We start from the raw sequence: 14,733 nt of genomic DNA on the forward strand, positions 1-14,733 counted from the left end.
CGCGCGTCCGATACTGTTGTCCGGCGCGATGCAGCTAGACTGTGCGCCCACGCCCCTATAGCTCAGTTGGTAGAGCTACGGACTTTTAATCCGCAGGTCCCAGGTTCGAGCCCTGGTGGGGGCACCACACCCTCGTCCGTCCGGAAGGACGGGAGCGCCCCGGCACGAGGCGGCTCGTCGTCGCCCGTTACTCCGGAGCGCCGGCCACCTTGCCCGGCCGGTCGCTTCGTAGCTCCGGCTCCTGCCGGCCCCGCTCGTCACGCTCCCGCTCGAGGTCGCGACCGCGTTTGCGGTACGTGTAACTCAGGGCCGCGAACACCAGGAACACGATCACGCCGACGACGGCACCGACGAGCGTCGCGCCCCGGAAGCCGGGGGCGTCGACGTCGAGGATCCGCTCCCCCGCATGGGCCGCGTTCCCGTTGCCCAGCACGATGCTCAACGTCATCAGGTTGGGGATCGCCACCACCACGGCGGCGGCGGCGAACACCACCTGCAGGACGCGGTGCCGGCGCCACGTCCTGATCCGCCATGCGGCGGCGAACAGGGCCAACGGCACGAACGTGCACACGAGGCCGAACAGCAGGCCCCAGGCTATCCCGCGGGCGAAGCCGGCATCGGCCAGCCCGGCGATACGCTGCGCCCACCACCGGGGGACGAATGCCGCCAGCACGAAGTACGCGACCACCAGCGCGAGCAGGGCCCCGACGCTCCACAGGGCCTTCTTGGCCCACGGCGGAAGCCCCGACCGCTGCACCGTCTCGTTGCCCACCATTGCGTTGTTCCCCTTCCGGGTCCGGGTGTGCCGCTCCCCTCAGATTACGTACCCGCAAGCCCGACACGGCGCCCGAATCGTCGGTTCCGCGCTGCTGCCGCACCCGAGTTGCGGTTAGGGTGTGGTCGCTCACAAAACCGATCCGACGATCGATGGGAGTGGCGTGCGCAGCTTCGTGGACCTGGGTCTGTTCCTGTCCGCCGTCGCCCTGGGGATCGGCTCGTTTCTCCCGGTGCTGGCCGGGACCCGGCCGACCGACGTCCCGCTGACCGAGTTGCGCGACGGGATCGCGGCCGGCGACGTCTCCGCCCTCGGCGCAGCCGACCTGCCCGTCCATCAGACCCTGGCGGCGCCGCTCGTGCTCGCCGCCGTGCTGCTGCTCCTGGCCGCCCTGTTCGACTCGGCGGTGGCCGGCTGGGCCGGGGTGGTGATCGGCCTCGTCGCGGCCGGCGCCTTCGCGGTGCGGGTCTATCAGCGGTTCGGCGACTACGTGCAGGTCAACCACGCTACCGCGCTGACCAACCAGACGGGGTTCGTGCTACTGCTCAGCGGGTTGGGGGTCGCCCTGCTGTGCGCGGTGATCGCGGGGCGGCGGGCGTCCGCGTAGCCGAAACGCCGACGCGGGATCCCGGAGCGGGCGACCACGGTGGCTACCCTCGGTTCCCATGCCTTCCCTCGACGATCTCCTCTCGCGGATTCCGGTCGACCAGATCGCCCGCCGGCTCGACGTGGACGAGCAGACGGCGGCGACGGCGGTGCGGGCCGCCCTGCCCACGCTGGTCGGCGGCCTCGAGGCGAACACACGGCATCCGGACGGCGCCTCGTCCCTGCTGTCCGCGCTCGACCAGCACCGGAACCCGGCCCTGCTCGACGGTGGAGTGGACGTGACCGACGTGGACACCGCGGACGGCGACCGGATCGTGGCGAACGTGTTCGGCGACCACAAGGACCGGGTCGTGCAGACGCTGGGCCGAGCCGACGGCGCGGGCGGCAACGACCTCGTCGCACGGCTGCTGCCCATCCTCGCCCCGATCGTGCTGACGTACCTGGCCGAGCAGGTCGGCAGAAGTTCCGGCGGCCAGGGCGGCCTGGGCGAGCTGCTGGGCGGGCTCCTGCGCAGCGCGACGAACGGCACCGGAAGCGGCGGCGGTCTCGACGGAGTGCTCGGCAGCGTTCTCGGCGGCAACGGGGGTGGCCTGGGCGAGCTGCTCGGCGGACTCCTCGGCGCCGGCAAGCGCTGAGGTCACGGCGGGATATGGATTGCCCCCGCGCGTCGCCCCGGGACGCCGTTCGCGCCCCGGTATGATAACGACGTCGCCGTCTGTGAGTGATCCCATCGGCGGGTAGGCCCCGGTCGGCCGAACTTGGAACAGGTAACAGACAAACGGGTGCCGAACCTACGGTGCCGTAGGCTGTAATTCGTACGTGACACGCACAGTTATGGAGAGGTAAACGGAATGACGCGAGTTCTGACTCAGCTGGAGCTTCTGCGCGAGCTGGAGCCCGTCGCCGAGGCGAACGTCAACCGCCACCTTTCGATGGCCAAGGACTGGCACCCCCACGACTACGTGCCCTGGGACGAGGGGCGCAACTTCGCCGCCATGGGTGGCGTGGACTGGGAGCCCGAGCAGTCGAAGCTCGACGAGGTCGCCAAGGCCGCGATGATCACCAATCTCCTCACCGAGGACAACCTGCCGTCCTACCACCGCGAGATCGCCGAGAGCTTCTCGCGCGACGGCGCCTGGGGCACCTGGGTGGGCCGCTGGACCGCCGAGGAGAACCGCCACGGCATCGTGATGCGCGACTACCTCGTCGTCACCCGCGGTGTCGACCCCGTCGCCCTCGAGAACGCCCGCATGGAGCACATGACCAACGGGTTCGCCTCGCCCAACGAGGTCGGGATGCTGCACTCGGTGTCGTACGTCACCTTCCAGGAGCTGGCCACCCGCGTCTCGCACCGCAACACCGGCCGGGCGTGCCACGACTCGATCGCCGACAAGATGCTCCAGCGCATCGCCGCCGACGAGAACCTGCACATGATCTTCTACCGCAACATCTGCGAAGCGGCCCTCGACGTCGCCCCGGACCAGACCCTCGCGGCGATCACAGACGTGCTGAAGAACTTCCAGATGCCCGGCGCCGGTATGCCCAACTTCCGCCGCAACGGCGTGCTGATGGCCAAGCACGGCATCTACGACCTGCGTCAGCACCTCGACGAGGTGGTCATGCCGGTGCTCCGCAAGTGGCGCATCTTCGAGCGTGAGGACTTCGGTGCCGAGGGCGCCCGCATCCTCGACGAGCTCGGCACCTTCCTCGAGGATCTCGAGAAGCAGGCGGTGAAGTTCGAGGAGATGCGCGATCGGTCCCTCGCCCGCGAGGCCGCCCGCCGCGAGCGCAACGAGGCCGCGTCCTGATCCAGGCCGTTCCGTGATTCGGGAGCAGCGGCCCCGAACAGCTATCCTGTGCCCGGTACCGGATTCGGTGCCGGGCACAGTTGCACGCCCTTCTTCTTCACGCCGTCTTCGAGGTTTTTTCATGTCACCCCTTCGCATCGGCTCGCTCGAGTTGAACAGCCCGGTCGTACTCGCGCCGATGGCGGGAATCACCAATGTCGCCTTTCGCACCCTGTGCCGCGAACTCGAACTCGAGCGGTCGGGGAGCACGTCGGGGCTGTACGTGTGCGAGATGGTCACCGCCCGGGCACTCGTGGAACGCCACCCCGTCACGATGCACATGACGACGTTCGGTCCCACCGAGACGCCGCGATCGTTGCAGCTGTACACCGTCGACCCGGACGTCACGTACCAGGCCGCGAAGATGATCGTCGACGAGAACCTCGCCGACCACATCGACATGAACTTCGGCTGCCCCGTGCCGAAGGTCACCCGCAAGGGCGGCGGCTCGGCGCTGCCGTACAAGCGGCGGCTGTTCGGCAACATCGTCGCGGCCGCCGTCCGCGCCACCGAGGGCACCGACATCCCGGTGACCGTGAAGTTCCGCATCGGCATCGACGCCGATCATCACACTCACCTCGACGCGGGCCGGATCGCGGCGGCCGAGGGCGCCGCCGCCGTCGCGCTACACGCCCGCACGGCCGCGCAGCGTTACTCGGGTGAGGCCGACTGGAACGAGATCGCCCGCCTCAAGGAGCACGTCACCGACGTGCCGGTGCTGGGCAACGGCGACATCTTCGCCGCCGAGGACGCCCAGAAGATGATAGAGCAGACCGGCTGCGACGGCGTCGTCGTCGGACGCGGATGCCTCGGCCGGCCCTGGCTGTTCGCCGAACTCAGCGCCGCACTGAACGGCACCCCCATGCCCACCCCGCCGAACCTGGGCGAGGTGGCGGCCATCATGCGCCGGCACGCCGAACTCCTCGCCGACCACCACGGCGAGGACCGCGGCATGCGTGAGATTCGCAAGCACATCGCCTGGTACCTGCGCGGCTTCCCGGCCGGATCCGACGTGCGCAACGCCCTGGCGCGCGTGTCCGGTCTCGCCGAGCTGGACGACCTGCTCGGCCGGCTCGATCCGACCGTGCCCTTCCCGAAGGACGCGGAGGGCCCGCGCGGTCGCCAGGGCTCCCCCGGTACCGTCGCACTGCCGGACGGCTGGCTCGACGACCCGGAGGACTGCATGGTGCCGGCGGGCGCCGACGTCATGCACTCGGGCGGCTGACCGCAGGGTCCGCCGTGCGGGCCGGACGAACCGGACCGGTGCTCGGCGGACGCCTCGATCCGGATCGAGGCCGCCAGTATCATGACGGAATCGCCGTGGTGGCGGATGCGTACGAGAGCGGAACATCCGCGGAGAGGCGAGGGAATCGGTGGGTGAGGAGCACGAGTCGGGCCTGCCCGACAGTCGCGCTCCCTGGGAACGTCCTATCGCCGACTCCGGGTATCGCAGCTCACATTCCGGCCGGGTGCGACGACGTCCGGAGGGTCTTGCGCCGCCCGCCGACGCCGGACCCGCGCCGTCGGGCCGGGGCGCCGATACCGGCCGCCCCCGCCGCTCGGCCGCCCCCGACGAGAATCCCGATCAGGTCACCGTCGCCGCGCTGATGAACAAGGTCGGGCGCGACAGCCCGCCCGGGCGGCACCCCGAACCCGAACCGGCCGTGCCGGGCCCGCAGCCGGGCCGGCCGCGGCGGACGCCGGCCGTCGACGACGACCCCACCGAGAAGATCCCGCCCGTGGCCGCGGCCCCGCCGACCGGCCCGCCGCCCCCACCCCCGCGCGACGACCGTGCCGGACGGCGGAGCGACGACCCCGACCAGCCGCCCGCGCTGCCCCAGGCCGTCGGGGGCGACGGCCTGAGCAGGCTGGCTCTGAACAAGCGCCGCAAACGCCGGCGCCTCGCGACCGTGGGCCGCACCGTTCTGGCGCTGCTGTCCGTGCTGACCCTCGTCGGCAGCGGCCTGGTGTGGGGCTACGTGCGTTCCACCGAGGCCGGATTCGCCCAGATCGCGGCGCTGGACACCGAATCCACCGACATCGTCGACCCCGGCGGGCAGACCGGCGACGAGACCTACCTGATCATCGGCACCGACACCCGCGCCGGGGCGAGCGGCGCGGTCGGCGCCGGCACCGTCGCCGACGCCGAGGGCGCACGCGCCGACACCGTCATCCTCGTCAACATCCCCGCCGACCGCAGTCGCGTCGTCGCCGTCTCCTTTCCGCGCGACCTGGACGTGACGCGGCCCGTGTGCCGCGGCTGGGACAGCACCACCGGCGAGTACACGTCGGAGACGTTCCCCGCAGCCGAGGGCGACAAGCTCAATGCCACCTACGCGCTGGGCGGGCCCAAGTGCCTGGTGAAGGTGATCCAGAAGCTGTCCGGCCTGAAGATCGGGCATTTCGTCGGAATCGACTTCGCGGGCTTCGAGAGCATGGTCAACGAGGTCGGCGGCGTCGAGGTGTGCACACCCACCCCCCTGGTCGACGGGGAACTCGGCACCATCATCGAGACGGCGGGCACCCACACCCTCGACGGCCGCCGGGCCCTGGACTACGTGCGGGCCCGCAAGGTCGAGTCGGAGGGCAACGGCGACTACGGGCGTATCACCCGGCAGCAGAAGTTCCTGTCGTCACTGCTGCGCTCGGCCATGTCGAACAAGGTCCTGTTCGACCCCGGCAAGCTGAACGGGTTCATCAACGCGTTCACCCGCGCCACGTTCGTCGAGAACGTCGACACCGAGTCCCTCGTCCGGCTCGGCCGCTCGCTGCAGCGGGTCGAAGCCGGCGCCGTCACCTTCCTCACCGTGCCGACGGCCGGAACCAACGAGTGGGGCAACGAGATTCCGCGTCTCGACGACATCAAGGCGATCTTCAACGCGATCATCGACGACGAACCGCTCCCCGGCGAGAAACGCGATGTTCCCGAGCCGGAATCGTCAGCGCCGCCGGCAGCCCCGCTGCCTGCACAGACCGCGGTGGACCCCTCGACGGTGTCGGTGCAGGTGTCCAACGCCTCCGGCGAATCCGGCCTCGCGGCCCGGACCGCGGAAGAACTCGGCGCCTACGGTTTCCCGATCTACAGCGTCGGCAACTACTCCGGGACGAGCAAGGAGACCGTCGTCCGCTTCTCGCCCGGGCAGGAGGCCGAGGCGTTGACGCTGGCCTCCGCAGTTCCGGGGGCCGTGCTGCAGGAGTCCCAGGACCTCGGCGGCATCGTGGAACTCGTCCTCGGCACCGGGTTCGTCGGCAGCATCGCGGCTCCGACCGAGGTGGGTTCGGTCCTGCCGACGGTGCCGATCCAGGCCGCCGAGGAGAACGAGCTGCCGGTCGACCTGTCGATCACCAACGCGGGCGACGATTCCTGCGCCTGAGCAGCACCTCGAGCCCGTCCATTCACCCGGCGTTCACCCGCTGCTCGTGACTCGGCTTTGTCTGCGCCGTAGTCTGTGCCATTATGCGCGTCGTATACCACGAACAGATGACCGAGCTCGCCGATCTCCTCGGAGAGATGGCGGGCCTTGCCGGCCTTGCGATGGAGCGGGCCACCCAGGCGCTGCTCCAGGCGGATCTGGCGCTCGCCGAGACCGTCATCGGCGAGCACGACAAGATCACCGACCTGAGTACCCAGTGCGAGGAGAAGGCCTTCTCGCTCCTCGCCCTCCAGGCGCCGGTCGCCGGTGATCTGCGTTCCGTGGTCAGTGGCATCCAGATCGTCGCCGACATCGACCGGATGGGTGCGCTGGCACTGCACGTCGCCAAGGCGACGCGACGTCGGCACCCCAATCATGTTCTGCCCGAAGAGGTCAACGGCTACTTCGCCGAGATGGGCCGCATCGCAGTCTCGCTCGGCGCAGCGACCAGGGAGATCCTCGAGACGCGCGACCCCGAGCGGGCGGCCCGGCTCCACCAGGAGGACGAGGCGATGGACGATCTCCATCGTCACCTGTTCACCGTGCTCATGGACCGGGAGTGGAAGCACGGCGTGGCCGCGGCTGTGGATGTGACGCTGCTGGGCCGGTTCTACGAACGGTTCGCCGACCACGCCGTCGAGGTGGGTCGTCGCGTGATCTTCCTGGTCACCGGCAAGCTCCCCACCGACGAGGATTTCCGGGCGATGCGTGAGCGCGTCGACAAGCTCACGGTGTACCCGCAGGACCAGTAACCCGACTCGGCATAAGGCCCCGCCCGGAGTTTCCGGGCGGGGCCTTTCCGCGTCCGCGGTGCCGAAGTCGCAGCCGGCTCAGCCGAAGCGACCGGAGATGTAGTCCTCCGTGGCCTTCTGGGTGGGGTTGGAGAAGATCTTCTCGGTGTCGTCGATCTCGACGAGCCGGCCCGGCTTGCCGGTGGCCTCGAGGTTGAAGAACGCGGTCTGATCGCTCACGCGCGCGGCCTGCTGCATGTTGTGCGTGACGATCACGATGGTGTAGTCCTGCTTCAGCTCGGCGATCAGGTCCTCGATGGCGAGGGTGGAGATCGGGTCGAGAGCGGAGCACGGCTCGTCCATCAGGAGCACCTCCGGCTGCACCGCGATGGCGCGGGCGATGCACAGGCGCTGCTGCTGGCCACCCGACAGGCCGCCGCCGGGCTTGTCGAGGCGGTCCTTGACCTCGTTCCACAGGTTCGCGCCGCGCAGCGACCGCTCGGCGATCTCGTCGAGCCTGTTCTTCTCGCGCACGCCCTGCAACTTCAGGCCGGCGACGACGTTGTCGCGGATCGACATGGTGGGGAACGGATTGGGGCGCTGGAACACCATGCCGATCGTCTTGCGGACGCCGACCGGGTCGACGGACGAGTCGTAGATGTCCTCGCCGTCGAGCAGCACGGAGCCCTCGACGCGGGCACCGGGGGTCACCTCGTGCATGCGGTTGAGCGAGCGCAGCACGGTCGACTTGCCGCAGCCCGACGGTCCGATGAACGCGGTGACGTTCCGCGGCGGCACGGACAGCGTCACGTCGGAGACGGCGTGGAACTTGCCGTAGAAGATGTTGACGTCCTTGAGGTCCAGACGCTTGGCCATTACCGGCTCCCTATTGGTGTATCGAAATCGAAGGGTGTGTACATGAGGTGACCTACTTGGTGCGCACCTGGGAGAAGTGGCCGACCACCTTGGCAACGATGTTGAGGATGGCGATGACGAGGATGAGGGTCAGGGCAGCGCCCCAGATCCGCATCGTGCCTGCGTCGGTCGGGTTGTTCATCTCCGCCACCATGACGCCGGGCAGGCTGCCCATCTCGCCGCCGAACAGGTTGAAGTTGATGAACGGCGCGTAGCCGACCAGGATCAGCAGCGGAGCGGTCTCGCCCATGACGCGGGCCAGGGCCAGCATGACGCCGGTGATGATGCCGGGCAGCGCGGTCGGAATCACGATGCGCGCGATGGTCTTCCACTTGGGCACACCGAGGGCGTAGGAGGCCTCGCGCAGATCCTGCGGCACGATCCGGAGCATCTCCTCGGTGCTGCGCACCACCACGGGAACCATGAGCAGGACCAGCGCCAGGGACACCGCGAAGGCGGACTTCGGGAAGCCGAAGGTGGCGATCCACAGTGCGTAGATGAAGAGCGCGGCAACGATGGAGGGGACACCACTGAGGATGTCCACCATGAAGGTGGTGATCCTGCCCAGTCGCGTGCCGGCGCCGTACTCCACGAGGAAGATCGCCACGAAGATGCCGATCGGGATGGAGATCACCGCGCACACCAGGCCCTGCAGCAGGGTCCCGACGAGGGCGTGGTAGATGCCACCGCCCATCGCGGACGCGGACAGACCGCTCAAGGAATTCGTGAACCAGGTGGCGCTGGTCAGGGCGGGAAGACCCTTGACGATCACGGTGATCAGCACCCATGCCAGCGGCACGAGAGCGATCAGCACCGACACGGTGACCAGGACGGTGGCGGTGAGATCCGAGACGCGCCGACGGGTGCCGACGCCCCGGAAGGTGGGGCCCTTGACCGGTGTCTCGAGGAGAGTGGTCGTCATGGCTTCAGTCCTTCTTTCCTGCGACGACCGCACGCGCCGCGGCGTTGACCACGAAGGTCAGCACGAAGAGCACCAGACCCGCGGCGATGTAGGCGCCGGCCTGGATGTCGTTGTTGAACTCGGCGTAACCGAGGGCGATCTTCGAGGCGATGGTGGCACCGCCGTCGAACAGCGACCACGAGAACGGCTGCGACGTGGTGCGCAGGATCAGGTACAGCGCCATGGTCTCGCCGAGTGCGCGGCCGAGACCGAGCATCGAGCCGCTGATGTAGCCCGACTTGCCGAACGGGATCACCGTGGTCTTGACGACCTCCCAGCGCGTCGCACCGAGAGCGAGCGCCGCCTCGATATGGGACGTCGGCGTCTGCACGAACACCTCCCGGCTCACCGCGGCGATGGTCGGCAGGATCATCACGGCGAGCACGATGCCCGCGGTGAAGATGGTGCCGCCGCCGAGGATGGAACCCGAGCCGGACGCGAACAGCGGGAACCAGCCGAGACTTTCGTTGAGCCACGTCGCCAGCGGCCGGATCGCGGGGGCCAGGACCAGCAGGCCCCACAGGCCGTAGACGATGGACGGCACGGCGGCGAGCAGGTCGATGACGTACGCCAGGGGCTTCTTGATGCGCTCGGGGCAGTACGAGGTGAGGAAGATCGCGATGCCGAGTGCGACCGGCATCGCGAGCACCAGCGCGAAGAACGACACCAGCACGGTCACCTGGAACAGGTCGAGGACGCCGAACGCCATCGCGGCGATGTCCTGGGTGACCCACTCGCGGCTGGTGAGGAAGTTGACGGTGTTGCGCTGCAGCGCCGGCACCGCACGCCAGACGAGGAACACGCCGATGGCCGCGATGATCACCGAGATGAGAACGGCGGACCCGGAGGCCAGTGAACGGAAGATCCGGTCGCCCGGCCTGGTCAGCGGCTTGCTGTCGCCGCGCGCTGGAGTGGTAATCGTGGCCTCCGGGGTGTTGCCGTGCGGACCGCCCGCCCCGGGCCCGGCATCGCTGCCGGACCCGGGAGTGCGAGGTGCGGATTTGGTGGGCGCGTCACTCATCTGCGCTCGCGATCTCTCTCTGCTGGGGATTGACGGTACGGTCCGCGGCGCTCATCGGCTAGGCGATGGCGTTGATCGACTCGGTGAGCTTCGCCTTGAAGGACTCGGGCAGCGGCACGTAGCCCTGCTCGGCGAGGCCTTCCTGGCCCTCGTTGGCGGCGCTGACGAGGAACGACTTCACGGCCGCGGAGGTGTCGGCATCGTAACCGGCGGAGCACACGATCTCGTAGGTCGCGAGCATGATCGGGTAGGCCCCCTCCTCCTTCGTACCGAAGATCGAGGTCAGGTCGAGCGTCAGGTCGCCCTCACCGGTCGGAGCGAAGGTCGCCGCCTCGATGGCCTTCGACGCGGTCTCGTCGGTCAGCTCCACCGCGCCGGATCCGTTGTCGATCTGTGCGACGTTCAGGTTGTTCTGGTCGGCGAAGGACTTCTCGACGTAGGTGATCGCGCCGGGGGCGCTGGCGACGGCCTGGGCGACACCGGCCGATCCCTTGGCGCCTTCACCGACACCGCCGGTGAAGTCGGAGCCGGCGCCGGTGGTCCAGGCACCGTTCGAGGCGGCCTCGAGGTACTTCTGGAAGTTGTCGGTGGTGCCCGACGAATCCGAGCGGACGATCGGGGTGATGGCCGAATCCGGAAGGCTCACACCCTCGTTGAGAGCCGCGATGGCCGGGTCGTTCCACTGCTTGATGGTGCCGTTGAAGATCTTGGCGACGGTCTCGCCGTTGAGCACGAGGTTGTCGACGCCCTCGACGTTGTACGCGACGGCGACCGGACCGAAGACCAGCGGCAGGTTCCAGGCGGGGTTGCCGGCGCAGCGCTCGGCGGCCTGGGCGGCCTGCTCGCTCTTGATGGCGGAGTCGGAGCCGGCGAAGTCGATCTGCTTCGCGATGAACTGGGTGCGGCCGTCACCGGAACCCGACGGGTTGTAGGCGACGTTGACGTTCTTGCCCTTCTCCTGGCAGACCGCGATGTAGGTGGACACGAACTGGTCCATCGCGTTCTTCTGCGCGGACGACCCGGCGGCGGACAGCGTCTCCTTGCCCTCACACGTCGCTGCCGATGCGGACGCGTCCACGTCCGTCGAGGCGGCATTGTTGTCGCTGCCGCATGCGGCCAGGGTGAGGGCACCTGCAGCCACCACACCGAGCAGGGCGCCATTGCGCTTGAGGTTCACTCGTACTCCTCCGGAATTCGCGACCGGCACGCCCGCGACACGGGCGGCGGCATCAGGCGCGGGGTGATCCCGGCGCCGGACCGGCATGCTGCGGCCCGTAATGGAAAGTTAATGAGGACGGGTTGACGGTTGGGCGCCCGAAGGTGAACGCGACGTGAACGCGAAAAGTACACCTGCAGTCCGTATGGTCGACGTCACACGACATTCACGGGCCGGACTCGTTCGGTACGTGCTCCGCTCACGCTCTCGCGTATGCGAGGTCCACGTGGAATCGCTCGAATCCGAGCCGGCCGTAGGTGCGCAGCGCGGCGTCGTTGTCGCCTTCGACGTACAGCAGCACCGCGCCGAGCCCGCGTTCCCGCAGATACCGCAACCCGGCGAGCGTGAGCAGCCGGCCGAGACCGCGCCCCTGCGCCCCGGGATCGATGCCCACCACGTACACCTCCCCGATCGCCGGCTGGTCCGCCGTGGCGGCGTGCACCTTCGTCCAGTGGAAGCCGAGGAGCCGGTCCGGGTCCTGCTCGTCGAAGGCGAGGAACACCCCGGCCGGGTCGAACCAGGACTCGCTGCGGCGCTGCGCGACGTCGCGCTCGGTCCAGCGGCCCTGCTCGGGGTGCCACGCGAAGGCGGCGGCATTGACCCGCAGCAGTTCCGCGTCGTCCTCGGGTCCGCGGTAGGTCCGCAGGATCAGCCCGTCGGGGACCTGCAGGGCCGGCAGCTCGGGCTCCCCGAGGGGGCGCCGCAGCTGCAGGAGTTCCCGGACCGGGGTCAGGCCGAGCCGCGCCGCGAGCGCCCGCGCGGACTCGAGGTCGCCGTGTGCCCACACCCGGGTGCCGGCACCACCGGCGTCGAGGGCCGCGGCGACGAGCCGCGACCCCACGCCGCGGCGGCGGTGCGGCGGATCGACGACCACCTCGGCCATCGCCGGGTGCTCCCCGTGACCGGGGACCAGATTGGCGTAGCCGACGATCGCGGCGGCATCGACGGCCACCAGGTGCCGGACGTCGCCGTCGCCGGTGAGGGAGTGCAGCACCTGCTCGGACACGGGGGCCGTTCCGTCGGCGGCGTGGGCGCGGGCGACGAGCGCCCGCACCTCGGCGGCCTGCTCGGCGGACAGTCGGCTGACGAATTCCACGACGGCGAGCCTAGTCCGCGAGTTCGGCGTCCTCGAACTCGATGGTGGTGGAGCCGCCCTTCCCGGTCTTGGTGGTGGGCCGCACCGCCTTGTAGCCGACATTGCGGACCGTGCCGATCAGGGACTCGTACTCGGGGCCGAGCTTGGCGCGCAGGCGCCGCACGTGCACATCGACGGTGCGGGTGCCGCCGAAGAAGTCGTAACCCCAGACCTCCTGCAGCAGTTGCGCGCGGGTGAACACCCGGCCGGCGTGCTGCGCGAGGTACTTGAGGAGCTCGAACTCCTTGTACGTCAGGTCGAGGGGGCGGCCACGCAGGCGAGCGGTGTAGGTGCCCTCGTCGATCGAGAGCTCCCCGAGGGTGATCTTGCCGGTGTTCTCGGGGCCCGCCGCACCGCCGGACCGGCCGACCAGCAATCGCAGCCGCGCGTCCAGCTCGGCGGGGCCGGTGGTGGTCAGCAGGATGTCGTCCAGCCCCCACTCCGGGTTCACCGCCACCAGGCCGCCCTCGGTGAGCACGGCGACGACCGGTATCGCCGACCCGGTGCTGCCGAGCAGCCGGCACAGGCCGCGGGCCGCGGCCAGGTCCGTGCGGGCGTCGACAATGGCGATGTCCGCGGAACCGGCCTCGAGGAGCGAGGACACCTCGGTCGGTGCCGGGCGCACCGAGTGCGCGAGTAACGACAGCGAGGGCAGGACCGCGTCCGGGTTGGGGTCGGAGGTCAGCAGCAACAGCTCCACCGTGCCTCCATTCTTCGCGGGCTGCGCGAAACTCGTGTAAACGACGCGCTACAGATTAACGCCACGACGGCGTTCACCGGGCAACCGCACTCGGGAAGCGGCGCGAGCCGTCCGTCACAATGGTGCGGTGCGCAAACTCATCCTCGCTCTCGTGACGCTCGTCGGAGTCGCGCTCCTGATCGATTTCGGCGCCGCGGCGTGGTCCGAGTACCGGGTCTCGCGGTCGCTGCGGGAGGGTGGGGCGCTGACGGCGGACCCGGCAGTGACCATCCACGGATTCCCGTTCCTGACCCAGGCCCGGGCGGGCCGCTACGAGAACGTGGAGATCCGGGCGCAGGGCGTGCCCAGCGGGACGCTCGGCGACATCACGATCGAGGCCAACCTGATCGGTGCCCATGCGGCCGCGGGCGAGCTGCTCGACGGTTCGATCCGCTCGGTGCCGGTGGACCTGCTGTACGGGCGCGTGATGATCGACGCGACCGAGCTCGGTCAGCTCTACGGCATTCCCGACCTGCAGGTGTCCGCTCCCCCGGCCGACAAGTCCGACGGCACCGGCGGGTCCGGCGGCTCCGGACGCACCACCGCGGGCGGGGTCGTCCTCACCGGCACGGTTCCGGTCGGCCCGGTCTCCGCGGAGGTCAGCGTCCAGGCGGACCTGCTGCTCGAGGGCGACACGGTGCGCATCGTCGCGTCGGACCTGTACTTCGGCCCGGAGGGACAGGCGGACTTCACCGTGCCGGATCCGCTGAAGCCGGCGGTGCTGGGCCTGTTCACCACCACGATCGAACCCCAGAACCTGCCGTTCGGGGTGCGCCCGACCGCGGTCGAAGCCCGCGGCTCGACGATCGTGATCGAGGGCGAGGCGCACCAGACCACGATCGACCTCGAGGAGGTTCAGCGCCTGTGACCGCCGTCGTCGTACTGCTGGTGGTGGTGGCTGCCGCCCTGATCACCGGGACCGTCCTGCGGGCCCGCGCGGGCAAGGTCCGCGCCGTCGCGGCCGCCCCCGCGCCGGGGCCCGGCCCCCTGCTGGCCGCGGTGGGCGTGGGCACCGGCAGTGCGCCGGTGGTGCTGCACTTCTCCGCCGACTGGTGCGGACCGTGCGCCGCGGTGCGCCGGGTCGTCGCTCAGGTGGTCGCCGACCTCGCGGCCACCGGCGACGGGCTGCCGGCACCCCGCGACCTCGAACTGGACATCGACGAGAACCCGCAGTTGGCAAGGGAACTCGGCGTGCTGTCGCTGCCGACGACGTTCCTGTTCGACGCCGCCGGCACCGAAAGGTACCGGGTTTCGGGGGTGCCGGCCGCGGCGGACCTGCGGGCCGCGCTGGTGCCGCTGCGCACCCCCTGGGCCCCGATCCGTCGAGACGTCGGCTAAGCTGCCTGCCGTGTCGACCTGCCGAGAGCTCATGCT

The 14,733-nt window shown here is 69.7% G+C and carries 15 protein-coding genes and 1 tRNA gene; 9 read left to right on the top strand and 7 right to left on the bottom strand.

What is annotated here, in order from left to right; genetic code table 11:
• Positions 1 to 51 precede the first annotated feature (51 nt).
• Positions 52 to 127, top strand: a tRNA-Lys gene (locus A4U64_RS19205).
• 60 nt (positions 128 to 187) lie between these two features.
• Here the strand turns inward: A4U64_RS19205 and A4U64_RS19210 are convergent.
• The gene (locus A4U64_RS19210) at positions 188 to 775 is read right to left on the bottom strand and encodes a hypothetical protein (RefSeq protein ID WP_029541522.1); all 588 of its coding nucleotides are present in this window, start codon (positions 773 to 775) and stop codon (positions 188 to 190) included.
• Between the two features lie 163 nt (positions 776 to 938).
• Between A4U64_RS19210 and A4U64_RS19215 the strand changes: the two genes are divergently transcribed.
• From A4U64_RS19215 to phoU, 6 genes are all read left to right on the top strand, one after another.
• Complete coding sequence (locus A4U64_RS19215; RefSeq protein WP_029541520.1) at positions 939 to 1,382, top strand: hypothetical protein; 444 nt, start codon at positions 939 to 941, stop codon at positions 1,380 to 1,382.
• Between the two features lie 58 nt (positions 1,383 to 1,440).
• Positions 1,441 to 2,016 carry a DUF937 domain-containing protein gene (locus A4U64_RS19220; protein ID WP_065922971.1) on the top strand — a complete coding sequence of 192 codons (576 nt, stop codon included), beginning with the start codon at positions 1,441 to 1,443 and terminating at the stop codon, positions 2,014 to 2,016.
• 216 nt (positions 2,017 to 2,232) lie between these two features.
• Positions 2,233 to 3,189 carry an acyl-ACP desaturase gene (locus A4U64_RS19225; protein WP_006936396.1) on the top strand — a complete coding sequence of 319 codons (957 nt, stop codon included), beginning with the start codon at positions 2,233 to 2,235 and terminating at the stop codon, positions 3,187 to 3,189.
• A gap of 121 nt (positions 3,190 to 3,310) precedes the next feature.
• Positions 3,311 to 4,453: a tRNA dihydrouridine synthase DusB gene (gene dusB, locus A4U64_RS19230; RefSeq protein WP_065922972.1), complete on the top strand. Its 1,143-nt coding sequence runs from the start codon at positions 3,311 to 3,313 to the stop codon at positions 4,451 to 4,453.
• Positions 4,454 to 4,601: 148 nt separating this feature from the next.
• Positions 4,602 to 6,602 (top strand): LCP family protein, encoded by a 2,001-nt coding sequence (locus tag A4U64_RS19235; RefSeq protein ID WP_029541514.1) that lies wholly within the window; start codon positions 4,602 to 4,604, stop codon positions 6,600 to 6,602.
• Between the two features lie 83 nt (positions 6,603 to 6,685).
• Positions 6,686 to 7,393 (top strand): phosphate signaling complex protein PhoU, encoded by a 708-nt coding sequence (phoU, locus tag A4U64_RS19240; RefSeq protein WP_010593878.1) that lies wholly within the window; start codon positions 6,686 to 6,688, stop codon positions 7,391 to 7,393.
• Between the two features lie 78 nt (positions 7,394 to 7,471).
• Here phoU and pstB read toward each other — a convergent pair whose 3' ends face one another.
• The 6 genes from pstB to A4U64_RS19270 all read right to left on the bottom strand — a co-directional run bounded on the left by pstB (position 7,472) and on the right by A4U64_RS19270 (position 13,320).
• A complete protein-coding gene (gene pstB / locus A4U64_RS19245; RefSeq protein WP_006936402.1) occupies positions 7,472 to 8,248 on the bottom strand; it encodes a phosphate ABC transporter ATP-binding protein PstB in 777 nt (258 codons plus the stop codon).
• 52 nt (positions 8,249 to 8,300) lie between these two features.
• Positions 8,301 to 9,209, bottom strand: a complete 909-nt coding sequence (pstA, locus tag A4U64_RS19250; protein ID WP_029541511.1) for a phosphate ABC transporter permease PstA — start codon at positions 9,207 to 9,209, stop codon at positions 8,301 to 8,303.
• A gap of 4 nt (positions 9,210 to 9,213) precedes the next feature.
• Positions 9,214 to 10,269, bottom strand: coding sequence for a phosphate ABC transporter permease subunit PstC (gene pstC / locus A4U64_RS19255; protein WP_006936404.1), 1,056 nt, complete (start codon positions 10,267 to 10,269; stop codon positions 9,214 to 9,216).
• A 58-nt stretch (positions 10,270 to 10,327) separates the two neighbouring features.
• Positions 10,328 to 11,446, bottom strand: a complete 1,119-nt coding sequence (pstS, locus tag A4U64_RS19260) for a phosphate ABC transporter substrate-binding protein PstS (RefSeq protein ID WP_006936405.1) — start codon at positions 11,444 to 11,446, stop codon at positions 10,328 to 10,330.
• A gap of 238 nt (positions 11,447 to 11,684) precedes the next feature.
• Complete coding sequence (mshD, locus tag A4U64_RS19265) at positions 11,685 to 12,581, bottom strand: mycothiol synthase (protein WP_050034648.1); 897 nt, start codon at positions 12,579 to 12,581, stop codon at positions 11,685 to 11,687.
• Positions 12,582 to 12,591: 10 nt separating this feature from the next.
• Positions 12,592 to 13,320, bottom strand: a complete 729-nt coding sequence (locus A4U64_RS19270; protein ID WP_006936407.1) for a winged helix-turn-helix transcriptional regulator — start codon at positions 13,318 to 13,320, stop codon at positions 12,592 to 12,594.
• Positions 13,321 to 13,447: 127 nt separating this feature from the next.
• Between A4U64_RS19270 and A4U64_RS19275 the strand changes: the two genes are divergently transcribed.
• Positions 13,448 to 14,227, top strand: a complete 780-nt coding sequence (locus A4U64_RS19275; protein WP_050034647.1) for an LmeA family phospholipid-binding protein — start codon at positions 13,448 to 13,450, stop codon at positions 14,225 to 14,227.
• Positions 14,224 to 14,697, top strand: a complete 474-nt coding sequence (locus tag A4U64_RS19280; protein WP_006936409.1) for a thioredoxin family protein — start codon at positions 14,224 to 14,226, stop codon at positions 14,695 to 14,697. The genes A4U64_RS19275 and A4U64_RS19280 overlap by 4 nt, the downstream gene beginning before the upstream one ends.
• The last annotated feature ends 36 nt before the right edge of the window (positions 14,698 to 14,733 follow it).

This window comes from Rhodococcus sp. WB1 (assembly GCF_001700945.1).
Taxonomy (GTDB): domain Bacteria; phylum Actinomycetota; class Actinomycetes; order Mycobacteriales; family Mycobacteriaceae; genus Rhodococcus; species Rhodococcus aetherivorans.